The organism is Agrobacterium sp. CGMCC 11546 (assembly GCF_013365515.1).
GTDB classification, from domain to species: Bacteria; Pseudomonadota; Alphaproteobacteria; order Rhizobiales; family Rhizobiaceae; genus Agrobacterium; species Agrobacterium fabrum.
This window is the reverse complement of sequence record NZ_CP047387.1, coordinates 2,208,755-2,224,934: the sequence shown is the minus strand read 5'-3', so window position 1 is coordinate 2,224,934 and position 16,180 is coordinate 2,208,755. Positions and strand designations below refer to the sequence as shown.

Here is a 16,180-nt window from a genome sequence, read left to right as displayed (position 1 = left end):
GGGAGATGCCCGGCAGGGCTGAGGGGGGTAATGCCTGCCGCAACGGCTTCGGTTCCAACCTCACCCCTCATAGCCATGCCCCGCCTTCAACCCTTCGCGCACGCGGTGCGCAATCGCCAGAAACTCCGGCGTCTCCCGGATTTCCAGTGGCCTTTCCCGCGGCAGGGTGGATTCGATCACATCGGTCACTCGTCCAGGCCGCGGCGACATGACGACGATCCTGGTCGAGAGATAGACCGCTTCGGGAATGGAATGAGTGACGAAACAGATGGTCTTGCCGGTCGTATCCCAGAGTTTCAGCAGCTGCTCGTTCAGATGATCGCGGACAATCTCGTCCAGCGCCCCGAAGGGCTCGTCCATCAACAGCAGGTCGGCATCGAAGGCGAGCGCGCGGGCGATGGAGGCGCGCTGCTGCATGCCGCCGGAAAGCTGCCAGGGATATTTCTTGCCGAAACCGTTGAGGTTGACGAGATCCATCGTGCGGTCGATGCGCTCGCGCTGTTCGGCTCTGCTGTAACCCATGATTTCAAGCGGCAGGGCGATATTCTTTTCGATACTGCGCCACGGGTAAAGTGCGGCGGCCTGAAAGACATAACCGTAGGACCGGTCCTTGCGGGCGTTTTCCGGCGTCGTGCCGTTGACGGTGATTTCGCCTGACGTGTGTTTTTCAAGATCGGCTATGACCCGCAGGAAGGTGGTCTTGCCGCAGCCGGAAGGACCGATGAAGGAGACGAAATCGCCCTTTTTCACGTCCAGATCGACATTAGACAAGGCGTGGACCGGGCCATCCCCCGTTTCGAAGGTGAGGCCCAGTTTTCTGGCGGAAACGACGGAATAGGGGGAGGCCTGGTTCATCTTGGCTGATTGTCGCTTTCCGTAAGTGCCGCGCGCGCCAGCGGCAGCATCTGGGTTTCCGTCAGTCTGGCAATCATCACGCCGGGGTGGTGGTCGAGGTCGAGCCAGCGCACTTCCTCGATTTCCGCCTGCGGCACGACCTCGGCATGAAGTCTGGCGCTGAAGGCATGGGCGACGACATCGGCGCCGGGCTCATTGGCGGCTTCCTCGCGAAAGATGCCCTCATAACGAACGGCATTTTTCGGCAGCGTCAGGCCGATTTCCTCGGCCAGTTCGCGGTGCAGCGCCTGCTCCGGCGTTTCGCCCGGATCGATCTTGCCACCCGGCTGCATGAACTGCGTGGCGCCGCGCTTGCGCACCACAAGCATCTGCCGTCGTTCGTTGAGGAGAATGGCGGCGGCGATGAGGATTTCGCGTTTCGGCTCGCTGCTCATGGTCACACGCCCGATGCCGGAATGCCTGTGCGTTCCACCTTGCGCGGCGAAACGAGTTCCTTCCAGGTGGAAAGCGCCCGGCTGACGGCGGGATAGGGATCGCGGGCCACGAATTGGCCATGGCCTTCCTGTGTTTCGATGGTGCCTTCCTCGACACTGACGAGGCCGCGCGACAGGGTGTAGCGAGGCAGGCCCTTCACCTTCTGCCCTTCGAACACGTTGTAATCGATGGCCGATTGCTGGCTTGCGGCGCTGATGGTCTTTTCCAGCGCCGGGTCCCAGACGACGATATCGGCATCGCTGCCGACGAGGATCGCGCCCTTTCTCGGATAGATGTTGAGGATCTTCGCAATATTGGTGGAGGTGACGGCGACAAATTCATTCCTCGTTAGCCGGCCGGTCGCCACGCCATGGGTCCAGAGCAGCGGCATGCGATCTTCCAGCCCGCCGGTGCCGTTGGGAATCTTGCGGAAATCACCAAGGCCGAAGCGTTTCTGCTCGGTGGTAAAGGCGCAATGGTCGGTCGCCACACATTGCAGCGAGCCGGAGGCGAGACCCGCCCAGAGACTGTCTTGGTGTTGCCGGTTGCGGAAGGGTGGCGACATGACCCGGCGCGCGGCATGATCCCAGTCGGGATTGGCATATTCGCTTTCATCGAGGATCAGGTGCTGGATCAGCGGTTCGCCATAGACCCGCATGCCATTCTGGCGGGCGCGGCGGATGGCTTCATGCGCCTGCTCGCAGGATGTGTGGACGACATAAAGCGGGGCACCGGCCATATCGGCGATGATGATGGCGCGGTTGGTGGCCTCGCCCTCCACGGAGGGCGGTCGGGAATAGGCATGCGCTTCCGGCCCGACATTGCCCTCGGCCATCAGCTTTTCCTGCATCTGCGCGACGATATCGCCGTTTTCCGCATGCACGAAGGGAATGGCGCCCAGTTCCGCGCAACGTGAGAAGGAGGCGAACATCTCGTCGTCATTCACCATCAGCGCGCCCTTGTAGGCCATGAAGTGCTTGAACGAGTTGATGCCTTTTTCCTGAACCACCGTCTTCATCTCGTTAAAGACCTGCTCGCCCCACCAGGTAACGGCCATGTGGAAGGAATAATCGCAATTGGCGCGCGTCGCCTTGTTGTCCCATCTCTGCAGGGCATCGAGAAGCGACTGGCCGGGATCGGGCAGGCAAAAATCCACCACCATGGTCGTGCCGCCGGCAAGGGCGGCGCGCGTGCCGCTCTCGAAATCATCTGCGGAGTAGGTGCCCATGAAGGGCATTTCCAGATGCACATGCGGATCGATGCCACCGGGCATGACGTAACATCCCGTGGCATCGAGGATCGTGCCGCCGGTCAGATCAGGGCCGATCTCGGTGATCGTACCGCCCTCAATCTTCACATCGGCCTTGTAGGTGAGGTCGGCGGTGACGATGGTGCCGTTTTTGATGATGGTGGCGGTCATTGCACGATCTCCGCAGTCTCCAGCACCGCATGCAGCAGCACGTCGCAGCCAGCTTTTGCCCATTCCGGCGAAATCTCTTCCGCCTCGTTGTGGGATAGCCCGTCCACGCATGGGCAGAAGATCATGGTCGACGGAGCGACCCTTGCCGTCCAGCAGGCATCGTGGCCGGCGCCGGAGATGATGTCCATGTGGCTGTAACCCAGTCTTTCGGCGGCAGAGCGAACGCGCCCGACCAGCACCGGATCGAAGGTGACGGGATCGAAATGGCCGATGGCTTCGATCGAGCAGCCGACGCCGAGTTCTTCAGCGATAACAGGCACCTCGCGTTCGAAGATGGCGCGCATGTTGTCGAGTTTCGCCTGCGAAGGGGTTCTGAGGTCGATGGTGAAAACCACCTTGCCGGGCAGCACATTGCGGGAATTGGGCGTGAAGATCATCTGGCCGACGCCGGCCACAGCGCCCGGCTGGTGGGCCATCGCCACTTCCTGCACCTTTTCAAGAATGCGGGCGGCGGCGAGGCCGGCATTGACGCGCATGGCCATCGGCGTCGAGCCGGTATGGGCTTCCTTGCCGGTTAGCGTCACTTCCAGCCACCACAAGCCCTGACCATGGGTAACGACGCCGATCTGCTTGCCTTCTGCCTCGAGGATCGGCCCCTGCTCGATATGATATTCGAAATAGGCGTGCATCCTGCGGGCGCCCACCTCTTCTTCGCCCAGCCAGCCAATTCGCTTCAGTTCCTCGCCATAGGTCTTGCCGTCGGTATCGGTGCGGCTATAGGCGTAATCGAGATCGTGAATGCCGGCGAAGACGCCGGAGGCCAGCATGGCCGGGGCAAAGCGCGCGCCTTCCTCATTGGACCAGTTGGTGATGGTGATCGGGTGTTTCGTCTTTATGTTGAGATCGTTCAGGCTGCGGACGACTTCCAGTCCAGCCAGCACACCAAGCACGCCATCGAACTTGCCGCCGGTCGGCTGGGTGTCGAGATGGCTGCCGATATAGACCGGCAGCGCGTCCGGGTCCTCGCCGGGGCGGGTGGCGAACATCGTGCCCATGCGGTCGACGCCCATCGTCAGGCCGGCCGCTTCGCACCAGCTCTTGAACAGGCTGCGGCCTTCCGCATCTTCATCCGTCAGCGTGCGGCGATTATTGCCGCCGGCTATGCCGGGGCCGATTTTCGCCATGTCCATCAGACTGTCCCACAGACGGTCGCCATTGACCGTCAAGTTTTTACCCGCCGCCATGAAATGTCGTCCTCACCAGTTTTGTTTTTATCGAAGCAAAGCTTGTGCCGTTCCCATTTTTGCCGGCTAAGATAACAGTCATTGCCTAAAGATGGCGATGGTGGATAAATTGACCGGCTGGTAAACATTGCAAATTCGCGATGGCGTCAGCAAGAGATTTTCGTGACGAATCGCACTAATTTTGCCTAAACTGTACGCGCAGATTATTTTTTAAGCATACTGTAACGGCAATTGCACTGAAAAGAAACAGAGAGCAGAGAATGGCCATACCGCGAGCAGCGAAAACCCAGAAACGAACCCGCATTCAGGAAGAGAAGCAGGAAACGATTCTCGAGGCCGCGCTCAGTGTGTTTTCCACCAATGGCTTCCGTGGTTCCACGATCGACCAGATTGCCGAGGCGGCCGGCATGTCGAAACCGAACGTGCTTTATTATTTCCGTACCAAGGAAGCGATGCATCGCGCCCTGATCGAACGGGTGCTGGACACCTGGCTCGATCCGCTGCGCGCCTTTGACGCCGAAGGCAATCCCGAAAGCGAGATCCGCTCCTATATTCGCCGCAAGCTGGAAATGTCGCGCGATTTTCCGCGCGAAAGCCGGCTCTTCGCCAATGAAATCCTGCAGGGTGCGCCGCATATCGAGGATGAACTGAAAGGCCCGCTCAAACAACTGGTGGATGAAAAGGCCGAGGTGATCCGCGCCTGGATCAAGGCGGGGCGGATGGCCAAATGCGACCCCTATCATCTGATCTTCTCGATCTGGTCGACCACCCAGCATTATGCGGATTTCGACGTGCAGGTGCGCGCCGTGCTGGGTGACAGACACGGTGGCGACGGTCGTTTCGAGGATGCGGCCCGGCATCTGGAGCAGCTTTTCATGGGCGGATTGCGCATCAGCGGCTGAAAGCCAGGGCTCTCACGAACAGGTGATCGATTCTTTCCGCAGAAACATGAGGAAAATTATCACCTTTATACTTTACTCCAAAACTCATCTTTATTATGGTGCCGGCATCCCGCTTATGGGGCCCGAAGATCGGGGCATGAAAAATCAACCGGCAGGTGAGGGAATGGCACGCAAGGAAAAGAAGAAAGCCGAACGCGGCGGCAAGCAGGGCAAGGGCGCGCCTCAACCTGAAAAGGACGTGGCCGAACAGCAGCTTTCCGGTCCGAAGAGCTTTCTTTACGTTGGCGGCCGTGACTGTCAGGTTGCCCATCTTCGCCAGATCGCCAGCAATTTCGGCGCCGAACTGATCCACCACGATGGCGGCCTGCGTGAGGCGGTCTCGCGTATCGATACCGTGCTTCCCTCGGTCGACTGCGTTTTCTGCCCGATCGACTGTATCAGCCACGATGCGTGTCTGCGGGTGAAGTCGGGTTGCAAGAAATTCGGCAAGACGTTCATTCCGCTGCGCAATGGCAGCAAATCCAGTCTGGAGCGGGCGCTGCAGACGATGAATGAACGGACCCCCACCGATGAGCGTGTAGTGGCCCCCTAAATCTCCGGACACGATCTCCCACTTGTTAAGTGTTAGGAGTAATGTGCCCATTATGACCAGTCACATACCTAAGATAGAAGTGCTGTCCGGCCCTGAGCGCCGCCGTCGCTGGTCGACAGCGGAGAAGCTCGCGATAGTCCAGGAGACCTACGAGCCTGACGTCACGGTTAGCATCGTTGCTCGACGGCATGGCATTCAGCCGAACCAGTTGTTCGCCTGGCGTAAATTGGCGGCGCAAGGTGCGCTGACGGCGACGGCATCGCAGGAAGAGGTCGTCCCGGCATCCGAATACAGAGCGCTTCAGAACCAGGTAAAAGAACTGCAGCGCCTCCTCGGCAAAAAGACGATGGAAGGCGAAATCCTCAAGGAAGCGCTTGAGATAGCATCAGGGTCAAAAAAACACCTGTTGCGCTCGCTCTCGTTGCCGAAGGACGGTTCGCGATGACGGCGGTGTGCGAGACCCTGGGTGTCGCCCGATCCAACATAGCGGAACGTGTGAGGCAACGTCCTTCTCGAGCCAGAGGGCGGCCGCCGCTCGCTGATCAGAAACTGTTGGAAGAGATCAAGTCGATCATCGATGACATGCCGACCTACGGATACCGCCGGGTTCACGCGATCCTGCGCCGTAAAGCCCGCAGCGAAAACCGTCCATGGCCAAATGCCAAACGCGTCTACCGGGTGATGAAGGTCCACGGCATGCTTCTTCAGCGCCACACCGGTGCAAGTGACACTCGTCGCCACGATGGCCGTGTCGCCGTCGAGCAATCCAATCTGCGCTGGTGTTCAGACGGGTTTGAAATCGGCTGCGAAAACAAGGAGAAGGTGCGCGTTGCTTTCGCTCTCGATTGCTGTGATCGCGAGGCCATCGCCCATGTCGCGACAACCGGGGGCATCAAGAGCGAGGACGTCCAGGACCTTGTCATCACGGCTGTTGAGAACCGTTTCGGTCTCATCAACACCCTTCCAAAGCCAATCGAATGGCTGACGGACAACGGCTCCTGCTTCATCGCAAAGGACACCAGATCGCTGCTCATCGATATCGGCATGGAGCCGTGTTCAACGCCCGTTCGAAGCCCCCAATCCAACGGAATGGCCGAAGCCTTCGTCAAAACCTTCAAGCGCGATTACGTCTCGGTGAACCCCTTGCCGGACGCCATGACCGTCATCGCGCAACTGCCCTCATGGTTCGAACACTACAACACCCTTCACCCGCATAAGGCATTGGGTTATTGCTCGCCTCGTGAGTTCTTAAACCGTCAAACCGAAACCTGATCCTGTCCGGTTTTTAAGGGGCAACTCCAGAGCGACGAACGCAATAATGTCAGGGATTTAGAGCCGGCGGCAGACGAAGCCTGCCGCGTGGAACTGCACAAGATGGCCGAACAGGCTGCCGATCCGGCCCTGACGGAAATGTATGAAATCGTCGGCGAACGTCAAAGGCGCAACCGCGCCGCGACCGCCGGCGGCAACGTCGCGATCTTTCCCCATCTGCGCACCCGCCAGCCCGGCGAAACGCCGCCCTTCGCTCTCGGCGAGGCGGCGGAAAAGGGCCGCAACATCCTGCCGTTTCGCTGGACGCGGCGGCGTTAAGGCCGATCAGAGCCTTTGGGCTTCAGGAACGCGCCGGCGCAGAGCACCAGCCATCCGCCGATCATGCCGAGCCCGCCTATGGGGGCTGCGTAGGGGAACAGGCTGTGGCCGGAAAAATGCCTGACGACGAGATCACCAATAAAAACCGCCGTTCCGAGGCCGAGGATCAGGCCCGCCGGAATGGCCGTTCTGATGCGGTCCGCGCCGATATTGAGCGCCACCAGCACTGGCGCATGCGCCAGCGCCATGGCCGAGGCATTGCCCAGCATATAGGTTTCGCCGGTATGGGTGGCGGCGGCGGCAAGCATGACACCGGCAGCGCCCAAAAGGCCGCCCAGTAACAGAATGAAGGCGCGCAGTCTCGCGTGGGTCATGGATTATCCGCTTCCTGGTTCTGCATGTGAAAAGCCAGCCGCTCCACCGGCGCCCAGATGATCTCGCGCAGCTTCGCGTTCTCGATCGTCTCATCCATGGCGCGGCGGAAGCACAGCAGCCATTCGTCTCGCTCGGCCGGGCCGATGGGGGCGACGAAATGGCGGCGGCGCAGCATCGGGTGCCCGTGTTTTTCGACATAGACGGGCGGTCCGCCAAGATATCCCGTCAGATAGTCGTAAAACTTCGCCTCGCTGCCGGAAAGATCGGCAGGGTGGATGGCGCGGCAGCGCGCGGCCTCGGGCAGGGTGGCCATCAATTCATAAAAGCGCCGGGTGAGCGCCCTGACGGTCGCATCGCCACCGATCGCTTCATAAAGGGTAACGGTCTCGCCGCTCATCGTCGCCTCCTTGGACCCTGCGGTCCTTATCGCTTTCCGGGGCAGCGAGTGCAACAGGGAAAGGCGGGATGCGACATTTGGGACATCGGTCCCGACTGCTGAAGCGCGTCATTCCTGTTTCAGACCGGAATGACGCGCAGGCGGCATCTACACTCAGCCAAAATTCCGGATGAGCTCGAGCCCCTTGTGCAACAGCGTTTCGGCTTCGTCCTGGTTGGCGGCCTCGACGTAGCAGCGCATTTCCGGGGCGTTGCCGGAAGGGCGGAAATGGATGGTGCTGCCGTCGGCCAATGCCACGCGCAGGCCGTCAATGTCGCTCAAATCCTTCACCGCGCCAACGGGGGCGAGGAAGGCGTCGAGGTTGTCGCGGGAGGCGCGCAGATGCGTCATCAGGGCGGCGCTTTTTTCCTGGGCGAAATTTTCCAGGCGGTCGGCGGCGGCGACCGGCAGCCTGTAGGCGCCGGCGATCTCCGATAGCGGTTTTTTCTGCTCGGCCGAGAGAAGCAACACGGCGAGGATGGGCAGGAAGCTGTCACGCGTCGGCAGTGGCGAAAGCGGTCTGCCGTTGAGCGTAAAGGCGGAGGCCGTCAGCAGGCCGCCATTGGCCTCGAAACCCATGACGCCGTTTTTTCCCTCGGCGAGAGCCTGCGCCATGCCGGCGATCACGAAGGGTGAGCCGACCTTGGTGCGGATGACTTCGAAGGAGCCGCTCGCCTCGATACCCGAATTGGACGTGACCGGGGTGACGACGACGCCGGCATCGAGGAAATTGGCGGTGATGAGGCCGATCAGGTCACCGCGCAGCGGCACGCCGTTTTCATCGGTCAGCAAAGGACGGTCGCCATCGCCATCGGCGGAAACGATGGCGTCGAGGCCATGCTCTGGCGACCATTTTTTGAGAAGTGCCAGCGTTTCCGGCGAAACTGCCTCGGTATCCACGGGGATAAAGCTTTCGGAGCGACCAAGCGGCACGACGTCGGCGCCATAGTGCGCGAGGACGTCGACAAAGAGATCGCGCGCCACCGTGCTATGCTGGTAGACGCCGATCCTGAGGCCGGAAAGCGCCTTTTCCGGCAGGAGAGCGATGTTGCGTTCGTAGAAAAGTTCGGCAGCGATGGCGGAATGGTCCTCGGCGGTGGCCGCCTCGTCGCTTATGCCTTCGGCTTCGATTTCGGCTGCAAGGGCTGCGATCGCGGTTTCGTCCTGCTTGTCGATTTCGCCGTCCGGGCGGTAGAATTTGATGCCGTTGCGGTCTGCCGGGATATGCGAGCCGGTAATCATCAGCGCGCCTGCCTTCAGCGACAGGCCGTAAAGTGCCAGTGCCGGGGTCGGCACCGTGCCGCAATCGAGCGGATTGAGGCCGGCTTTTTTCAGCGCGGCGATGCAGGTGGCGGAGACATCCGGGCTCGAGTCGCGAAAATCGCGGCCGACGAGAATGGGATCACCCGCCTTTGCCTGGCCCGATGTGAGAAGGTGCCTTGCAAATGCCGTAGCGTAGACGGCGGAGGCTTTTCCCTTCAGATCGACGGAGAGGCCGCGAAGGCCGCTCGTTCCGAATTTCAGGCTCATTCCAAACTCCGTTTCCATAAAATCTTTGAGGGGCAAAGGGATAATGAAAAAATATAACGGTTGAAAGAACCGTATCGATCCATTGGAGTCAATCATCGCTTTCATGGCGGCCGCGAATAGGCGATGATGGCGGGAATGATGCGGGTAACCTAAAATTCACCCGTCATATTTAAACTTGTCCGTCAATAGCGGCTCTGGCGACGATGGGAATACTGTGTTGCCGGCCTTTTTTGTGGTTCGTTCGAGTTGGATTGGCTGATGTACAGGCTTCAAAAGGCGGGACATAAGCAGGCACGTCCGCTCGATGAAAAAACGGCGCCCGCCGCCAGAACCCATGGTTCCCTGCTGGACGATCTGGTGGATGAGGACGAGGTTTTCGAGCGCACGGTGCTGAAAGAGCATCTCGAGCCGAAACCGGCGCCGGCCGCTGCCGAGCCGGTCCCGGTCGAGACGCGGGTGAGGGCGGCTTCACCTGGTGGAGGCTTTGCCTCCATGCTGCCCGGCCTCAAATATATCGACAGGATCGGCGTGGACGACGTGCTCGTCTGGCTGCGCAAGGGTATTGTCTGGATCGTGCTGGCGATCGTTCTCTGCGTTGGCGGCGCGCTCACTTATGCCTCCATGACGCCGCCGCGCTACAAGGCCTATACGGATATCGTCGTTAATCCCTCCAATCTGAACGTCGTCAATGACGGGGTGTTTTCGCCCAACCAGCAACGCGACACGCAGATTCTCGAGGTGGAAAGCAAGCTGCGCACCATCACCTCGCGCAATGTGCTGGCGCGGGTGGTGGATGAGCTGAAGCTCGACCAGGACCCCGAATTCGTCAGCCCGCCGCCGCTTGCCCGGCTGAAGGCCATGTTTTCATCAAAGCCTGATGATGGCGACAACCGCGTCGGCGCGCTTCGCTCGCTCGGCGACCGGGTGACGGCGGAACGTGATCCGCGCTCCTTCGTGGTCACGCTTTCGGTCTGGACCAATGATGCCGAAAAATCGGTGGCGGTTTCGAAGGCCATCGTGAAGTCCTTCGAAAGCGAGCTGTTCCAGACAAACTCCGACAGCAGCCAGCGCGTCGTCGACGATCTCAAGAAGCGGCTCGAGGAAATGCGCGAGAATGTGACCATCGCCGAAAAGCGCGTGGCCGATTTCCGCCGCGAGAACGGTTTGCAGGAAAATAATGGCCAGCTCGTCAGCAATCTCGCCTCTGGCGAATTGAATGCGCAGGTGCTTGCGACCCAGCAGCGGCTTATCCAGGAGGAATCCCGCCTGAAGCAGATGGAGGCGGCGATCGCCCAGAACCGCACGCAGAGCGACGCCATCTTCGACAGCCAGACGATGAACACCATCCGCGCCCAATATAGCACGCTGCAACAGCAGATCGGCGCGATGACGTTGACCTATGGCGCGCGCCATCCGCGTCTCGCAACCGCCGGCGCGGAGCGGGCGATGCTGGAACGTGGCATGGCGGACGAGGCGCGGCGCATTCTCCAGGCGGCCAAGATCAATGTCGCCGAAGCGCGTTCCTCACTTGATGCGCTTAGATTGAAGGCTGTGGCGGAGCGCGCCAATGTGCTCACGGACAATGATGCGCAGGTGCGGCTGCGCGATCTCGATCGCGACGCCCGCTCGGCGGCGGCGATCTATGAGACTTACCTCACCCGCTCGCGCCAGCTTGCCGAACAGCAGTCGATCGATTCCACCAATGTGCGGGTGATTTCGCAGCCGGTCGCACCCAATTCCAGAAGCTGGCCGCCGGGCAAGCTGACCTTCCTGATTGCCGGCGGCATGGGTGGTCTGTTCCTCGGTCTGGCGATCGCCGTGGCGCTCGGTCTCTGGGGGTATTTGCGGCGGGACGATCATGCGGAAGCAGCGGCGCGTTATGCCTGATCCGGGAGCGCCTGCTTTCCGCGCTTATTCTTCCGAGATAAGGCCGTCATAGACCTCGAGCAGGGCGGCGGCGATGGCTGCGCCCAGCGCATTGCCGGCATCGCGAATGCCGGTCTCGTCGCCGTCGCGCACCGAAATGGCCAGATCGGAGGCTTCGTTGGCGACGATCTCCTTTGCCCGTTCTATCGCCCAGAGGCCGAAATCGCCGCGATTGTCGATCGAGATTGTTTCCATGGCGAAGACCTTTCCGAGATTTGATGTCGTGGTCCCTTACCCCATCGGCGGGAAAACAGGAATAGGCGCGGCAGGAGTGGCGCACAACTTTCAGGCGTGTAAAATGCCTGCGGCATGTGGGGATTTATAAAAATATTAATGATAGTTCTTCGTAGTGTTTGAAGCCTTATACCCTAAGCATAAACGTGAATATAACAATGAAACGATGCCTATCTTGGACACCGGACAGATCATGACAGGGAGAGAGATGCCGGATGCGGAAGGGCCGGGCCAGGTCTGGCCGGTTATTCCCCTTGCGGCACTGCCCATCACTGACGCGACCATCGATGAAACGGCGCGGGATTTCATCCTGCGTGCGACGACAGAGCGCGTGGCCGGTGCAAGACCGTTTTATTCGACATCGGCGAATGGCCAGGTCATTGCGCTCTGCCATCACGACCGGGAATTCGACGCCATGCTGCGGCAGGCGGACCAGATTCACGCCGATGGCATGTCGCTGGTGATCTTCTCCCGCAAATTCTGCCGGCAGGCGCTGAGGGAACGGGTCGCGACGACGGACCTGGTTCATGCGGTGGCCAAGCGCGCCGAAGAAACGGGCAGTCGGTTTTATTTCCTCGGCGGTTCGGAAGAGGTGAACCGCGCGGCGGTCGAAGAAATGCAGAGGCTTTATCCGCGCCTGGTATTTTCGGGACGGCGCAACGGTTATTTCAGCCGGGCCGAGGAAGACGCGGTCCTTGCCGATATCACTACTTCGAAAACGGATATTCTCTGGGTCGGCTTTGGTATTCCGCTGGAGCAGCGTTTCGTTTCGCGCAATCTTGACAGGCTTTCCGGCATCGCCGTGATCAAGACCTGCGGCGGCCTTTTCGACTTCCTCGCCGGCCGGAACAGCCGCGCGCCGCAATGGATGCAGGATATGGGGCTGGAATGGCTCTACCGGGCGATGCTTGAGCCGAAGCGTCTGGGAAAACGGTATCTGCTGACCAATCCGATCGCGATATATTCGCTGCTGAAGTATCGCTTCGGGGCGTCCGGTCAGGGCCGGTAAAGCTGCGGCAAGCCTCTTCCGCGGCAAGCATATCGCATTGCGTCAATTACATCAGGTTTCCCTAACGTATTGAGCCAAAGGGCTTTGCCGCTGAAATTCGTTGCAACTGCGAAGGACCGCGCTACACTGTAGCAATATTACAAATTTATTCGAATCAGAGATATTTTGGGGACACCCATGGTGATTACGTCCATTTCTCTTTTCATATATGGAATTGGCACCGCCACCTCTCTCGCCATGACCTATATTGAAGGTGCCCGCCGCGACAAGAACTGGGATTTTTACCGGGTGACCGGCATTGTCCTTTGTTTCTTCTGGCCGCTGCTGGTGCCGCTCCTCGTCCTCGCGACGGCTTTTTCGTCGTTCGGCTTGCAGAAACGACGCCTGAACATGTTGTCGTTCGGCAGGGAAAAGACCCTCAGCTAAACCAGCGGGGCGAACGATCGGGGTTCAGGTCTTCTTTGCTGGCGCCTTGTAGGGCGTGAGCGTAATGCCGAGGCTTGCCATCACCCGGCCGATGGACATCAGCGGCGGATGTGTGGCGGGCAGCAGTGCGCCGGTTTTCAGCCCGGTGGAAATGGCGCGCACCAGAGACAGGCACAGGCTGACGGCATTTTTGGCCGCGAGCAGCAGCCCACCCTTCAGGCCGGGGCGGCGGGCGCGGTCGATGCTGTAATTGATGATGCCGGTGCGGAGCGAGCGCTCCATGATCCAGCGCGGTGTCATGCGGCTTTCCGGCACATATTCGATGATGAGAGCGCGCGCATTCCAGGCAAACTTAAAGCCAGCCTTGCGGCAGCGGGTGAAGAAATCCATGTCGCCGCCGCCGAGGAAGTTGAACTGCACGTCGAATTCCGGTTTCGGCAGGGTTTCGAACACCCGTCGCGAGATCAGGCAATTGCCCGATCCGTGGATTTGCTCGACAAGGCCGGTCGGTGCTTCGATGGAGCCGAACAGCGGATGCGACAGGACCGCCTTCGAAGCCGGTGCGTCGAATTCGCGGTTGACAGGTCCGCCGACGATATCGACGCCGAAGGATTTTGCCGCCGACACCATTTCGGCAAGCCACTGCGGGGAGGCGGCCTCGTCGTCATCGATCATCAGGAACCACTCAGCCGAAGGATAAGTCTGCCGGGCGGTGCGGAATGCCGTGTTGATGGCGTAACAATTGCCCTGCGTCGGCTCCACCAGTGCCTGACCGACCATGCCGTTTTGTGCGAAAAAGGCGCGCGCAACGGCGAGGCCCTGCTGGCCTGCGCCGTCATTATCGACCACGACGACGGCGAAGGGAAAATCGACCTTCTGGGCTGCGAGCGATGCAAGTGTCTTTTGCAGGCCTTCCGGCCGGCGGAAACTCGGAATGCACACCACCGCTTCCGGCATGATCTCGGGCATGGAAACTCCTAAATTCCGGCCAGTGCGGCGGCGGAAAAGACCACGGCCCTCAGGCTCTGGCGCGGGCGGTTGAGGATGGTATCGGCAAGCGCCGAAAAAGCCTCGCGGTAGCGGCGGGCGCGGAAGGCCTGCGCCACGGTATAGGCATTCATGTGGTTTTCGGACCGGTGGCGCAGCCGCCGCAGTTCCTGCGGGGAAATGGCGGCGACGATGGCGGGATCGGAAAACACGGCTTCGATGGCCGGCTCGCAGTCGCGAAAGGTCAAGAGCCTGTTCATCATCACGCTCGTCCTGTGCACCCGGTAATCGAGCACATGGCAGCCGGGCAGATAGACGAAACGGCCCGCGGCGGCCAGCCGGCACCAGCCATACCAGTCTTCCGCATAACGTAACGTCTCGTCGAAACCGCCGAAATCCTGGAAGATGCGGGTTCTGACCAGCATGATGCCGCCATTGACGATGAAGTTTCCGCCGAGCAGCGACTGGAGAATGAAACCGTCAGGCTTTTCCCGGCGGCGAATGAGGTTGCGCCGGCCGATCTTTGTTCCGTTTTCGTCGATACGCTCGTAATCGCCATAGACGGCGACGACGTCAGGGCCGGAGATGCCGGCGCAGAGTGCTGTTATCGCACCTGGTTTCAGCCGGTCGTCGGCATCGAGAAACATCGTCCATTCGCCGCGCGCCTGCGACAGGCCGAAATTTCGCACGGCGGAAACGCCCTGTCTTCCCTGCGGCCGGGCCAGTAGTTTGACGCGGGGATCGGAAAACCCTTCCACCTTTTGCGCGGTGGCGTCGGTGGAGCCGTCATCAACGACAAGCACTTCGCGGATGGTCTCGCCCTGCAGCAACACGCTTTCGATCGCTTCCACGATGTAACGCTCGCCATTGCGAACGGGAATGACAATCGAGACGGAGACCAAGCTTTTTAACTCCATGAGGGGCGGGCCAAGCATTCTCACAGTGAAGTTACTACCGCATTAAGCGGGCCTCACCAATTACGACGTGGTATAGCGTCAGTTAACCTTGCAAATCTTTAATATCCTTTTGGCATGGTTGAAATGTTATGTTTTGAGAATAAGAGCGCGATGCATCCCTTCGGATGATGCGCTGGGGTTGTGGAGGCGGGTTGATGCGGATCGGGCGGCGGAATTTTCTGGGTGGTGCGGCAAGCGCTGGCCTGTTGCATGCCGTGGCCGGGCCGGCCTTTGCCGCGCAGAAGAAGGCTGCGATCAAAACCGCCCCCTATGGCGCCGCCATCTACCTGCCGGATCTTACCGCTGACAGCCGCATCGGCGAGGCGGTGGTGAAATATTGCTCGCGCATTACCCCCGTCACCGAAATGAAATGGGAGGTGATGCGGCCTTCGGCAGAGGTTTTCGATTTCGCCGCTGCAGATGCACTCGCCAATTTCGCGCGCCAGCACAAGCTTTCCATGCATGGCCATCCGCTGATCTGGTATGCCTCCAACGCGCCGTGGCTTGCCAGTGTCGGCGGCGCGAAGGTCGAGAAGCTGATGGAAACCCATATCGTCACCGTGATGGAGCGATATAAGGATGTGATCCACAGCTGGGATGTCGTCAATGAACCGATCCCCGACGTGCCTGGCAATGTGCGTGCACGGCGCGACGCCTGGTATTACGGCGCCGGGCCTGACGCCATCAAGAAGGCTTTCGACATCGCCCATGCGGTCGATCCGAAGGCGCAGCTCGTTCTCAACGAATATGACGTGGAATTTGCTGTCGAGAAATCGCCAGCCAAACGTGCGGCCTTCCGCAATCTCATCCTCGAGCTGCTCGAAAAGGGCGCGCCGATCAACGCCGTCGGCCTGCAGGGGCATTTGCGTGGCGGCTGGCCGATCGCCAAGGACGAGCTGGCGGCCTTCACGACGGAAATGCGCAGTTACGGTCTTGCCGTCATGGTGACGGAGCTTGACGTGATGGACCAGACGCTGCCTACACCGGAGGCCGAGCGTGATATGCTGATCACCGGCCAAGTCCGCGAGTTTCTCGAGGCCGCTTCTGCAGGCGGGCCGCTTTCTTCCATCACGACATGGGGCATTTCGGATCAATACAGCTGGATCCGCTGGGCCTATCCACGCCGGGACGGCACCGCCAACCGGCCGCTGCCGCTCGACTGGAGTTTCAACGAAAAACCCATGATGGCCGTCATCAATGAATTGCGGAACCGTGGTGCATGAC

At 60.2% G+C, this 16,180-nt stretch carries 17 protein-coding genes and 1 pseudogene; 8 read left to right on the top strand and 10 right to left on the bottom strand.

The genetic code is table 11. The annotated features are described in order from the left end of the window. Positions 1 to 60 precede the first annotated feature (60 nt). Genes GSF67_RS11140 through GSF67_RS11125 form a run of 4 tightly spaced genes read right to left on the bottom strand, consistent with a single transcriptional unit; the run spans position 61 to position 3,993 of the window. A complete protein-coding gene (locus GSF67_RS11140) occupies positions 61 to 855 on the bottom strand; it encodes an ABC transporter ATP-binding protein (RefSeq protein ID WP_006315022.1) in 795 nt (264 codons plus the stop codon). Then, positions 852 to 1,295 carry an NUDIX domain-containing protein gene (locus tag GSF67_RS11135; protein WP_035216206.1) on the bottom strand — a complete coding sequence of 148 codons (444 nt, stop codon included), beginning with the start codon at positions 1,293 to 1,295 and terminating at the stop codon, positions 852 to 854. The genes GSF67_RS11140 and GSF67_RS11135 overlap by 4 nt, the downstream gene beginning before the upstream one ends. After that, on the bottom strand, positions 1,292 to 2,749 hold the full coding sequence (hydA, locus tag GSF67_RS11130; RefSeq protein ID WP_006315024.1) for a dihydropyrimidinase: 1,458 nt from the start codon (positions 2,747 to 2,749) through the stop codon (positions 1,292 to 1,294). Before hydA ends, GSF67_RS11135 begins: the two co-directional genes overlap by 4 nt. Continuing rightward, positions 2,746 to 3,993, bottom strand: a complete 1,248-nt coding sequence (locus tag GSF67_RS11125; RefSeq protein WP_006315025.1) for a Zn-dependent hydrolase — start codon at positions 3,991 to 3,993, stop codon at positions 2,746 to 2,748. Before GSF67_RS11125 ends, hydA begins: the two co-directional genes overlap by 4 nt. 260 nt (positions 3,994 to 4,253) lie before the next feature. Between GSF67_RS11125 and GSF67_RS11120 the strand changes: the two genes are divergently transcribed. From GSF67_RS11120 to GSF67_RS11105, 4 genes and pseudogenes are all read left to right on the top strand, one after another. Then, entirely contained in the window at positions 4,254 to 4,895 is a 642-nt protein-coding gene (locus GSF67_RS11120) for a TetR family transcriptional regulator C-terminal domain-containing protein (protein ID WP_006315026.1), read from the top strand. A gap of 265 nt (positions 4,896 to 5,160) precedes the next feature. Beyond that, a pseudogene (locus GSF67_RS11115) lies at positions 5,161 to 5,487 on the top strand (DUF2325 domain-containing protein); the annotation flags it as partial. 52 nt (positions 5,488 to 5,539) lie between these two features. Next, positions 5,540 to 6,759, top strand: a protein-coding gene (locus GSF67_RS11110; RefSeq protein ID WP_085944109.1) for an IS3 family transposase whose coding sequence is annotated in 2 segments (ribosomal slippage) — positions 5,540 to 5,879 and positions 5,879 to 6,759 — 1,221 coding nt in all. Because the reading frame shifts where the segments join, the coding sequence is not laid out codon by codon here. Between the two features lie 87 nt (positions 6,760 to 6,846). Next, positions 6,847 to 7,077, top strand: coding sequence for a hypothetical protein (locus tag GSF67_RS11105; RefSeq protein ID WP_050813477.1), 231 nt, complete (start codon positions 6,847 to 6,849; stop codon positions 7,075 to 7,077). On the opposite strand, the gene GSF67_RS11100 is transcribed toward GSF67_RS11105, so the two are convergent. From GSF67_RS11100 to uppO, 3 genes are all read right to left on the bottom strand, one after another. After that, positions 7,074 to 7,451, bottom strand: coding sequence for a DUF423 domain-containing protein (locus GSF67_RS11100; RefSeq protein WP_006311769.1), 378 nt, complete (start codon positions 7,449 to 7,451; stop codon positions 7,074 to 7,076). The two genes, GSF67_RS11105 and GSF67_RS11100, sit on opposite strands and share 4 nt — an antisense overlap. Continuing rightward, complete coding sequence (locus GSF67_RS11095) at positions 7,448 to 7,849, bottom strand: globin (protein WP_006311766.1); 402 nt, start codon at positions 7,847 to 7,849, stop codon at positions 7,448 to 7,450. The genes GSF67_RS11100 and GSF67_RS11095 overlap by 4 nt, the downstream gene beginning before the upstream one ends. Positions 7,850 to 8,002: 153 nt before the next feature. Continuing rightward, positions 8,003 to 9,418 carry a polysaccharide biosynthesis phosphomannomutase UppO gene (uppO, locus tag GSF67_RS11090; protein ID WP_006311765.1) on the bottom strand — a complete coding sequence of 472 codons (1,416 nt, stop codon included), beginning with the start codon at positions 9,416 to 9,418 and terminating at the stop codon, positions 8,003 to 8,005. 258 nt (positions 9,419 to 9,676) lie between these two features. Here uppO and uppM point away from each other — a divergent pair, with 258 nt between their 5' ends. Further along, the gene (gene uppM, locus GSF67_RS11085; protein WP_006311764.1) at positions 9,677 to 11,305 is read left to right on the top strand and encodes a polysaccharide biosynthesis protein UppM; all 1,629 of its coding nucleotides are present in this window, start codon (positions 9,677 to 9,679) and stop codon (positions 11,303 to 11,305) included. A 24-nt stretch (positions 11,306 to 11,329) separates the two neighbouring features. Here uppM and GSF67_RS11080 read toward each other — a convergent pair whose 3' ends face one another. Next, positions 11,330 to 11,539 carry a hypothetical protein gene (locus tag GSF67_RS11080; RefSeq protein ID WP_006311763.1) on the bottom strand — a complete coding sequence of 70 codons (210 nt, stop codon included), beginning with the start codon at positions 11,537 to 11,539 and terminating at the stop codon, positions 11,330 to 11,332. A 247-nt stretch (positions 11,540 to 11,786) separates the two neighbouring features. Between GSF67_RS11080 and uppL the strand changes: the two genes are divergently transcribed. Both uppL and GSF67_RS11070 read left to right on the top strand, forming a co-directional pair. After that, positions 11,787 to 12,587: a polysaccharide biosynthesis UDP-hexose transferase UppL gene (gene uppL, locus GSF67_RS11075; RefSeq protein ID WP_006311762.1), complete on the top strand. Its 801-nt coding sequence runs from the start codon at positions 11,787 to 11,789 to the stop codon at positions 12,585 to 12,587. 177 nt (positions 12,588 to 12,764) lie between these two features. Next, a complete protein-coding gene (locus tag GSF67_RS11070; protein ID WP_006311761.1) occupies positions 12,765 to 13,013 on the top strand; it encodes a hypothetical protein in 249 nt (82 codons plus the stop codon). 24 nt (positions 13,014 to 13,037) lie between these two features. Here GSF67_RS11070 and uppJ read toward each other — a convergent pair whose 3' ends face one another. Further along, positions 13,038 to 13,982: a polysaccharide biosynthesis UDP-hexose transferase UppJ gene (gene uppJ, locus GSF67_RS11065; RefSeq protein ID WP_006311759.1), complete on the bottom strand. Its 945-nt coding sequence runs from the start codon at positions 13,980 to 13,982 to the stop codon at positions 13,038 to 13,040. An 8-nt stretch (positions 13,983 to 13,990) separates the two neighbouring features. After that, positions 13,991 to 14,902: a polysaccharide biosynthesis endo-1,4-beta-xylanase UppH gene (uppH, locus tag GSF67_RS11060; protein WP_236762278.1), complete on the bottom strand. Its 912-nt coding sequence runs from the start codon at positions 14,900 to 14,902 to the stop codon at positions 13,991 to 13,993. Positions 14,903 to 15,111: 209 nt separating this feature from the next. On the opposite strand from uppH, the gene uppI reads away from it, so the two are divergent. Then, positions 15,112 to 16,179, top strand: coding sequence for a polysaccharide biosynthesis UDP-hexose transferase UppI (gene uppI, locus GSF67_RS11055; RefSeq protein ID WP_006311757.1), 1,068 nt, complete (start codon positions 15,112 to 15,114; stop codon positions 16,177 to 16,179). Position 16,180: the final 1 nt, after the last annotated feature.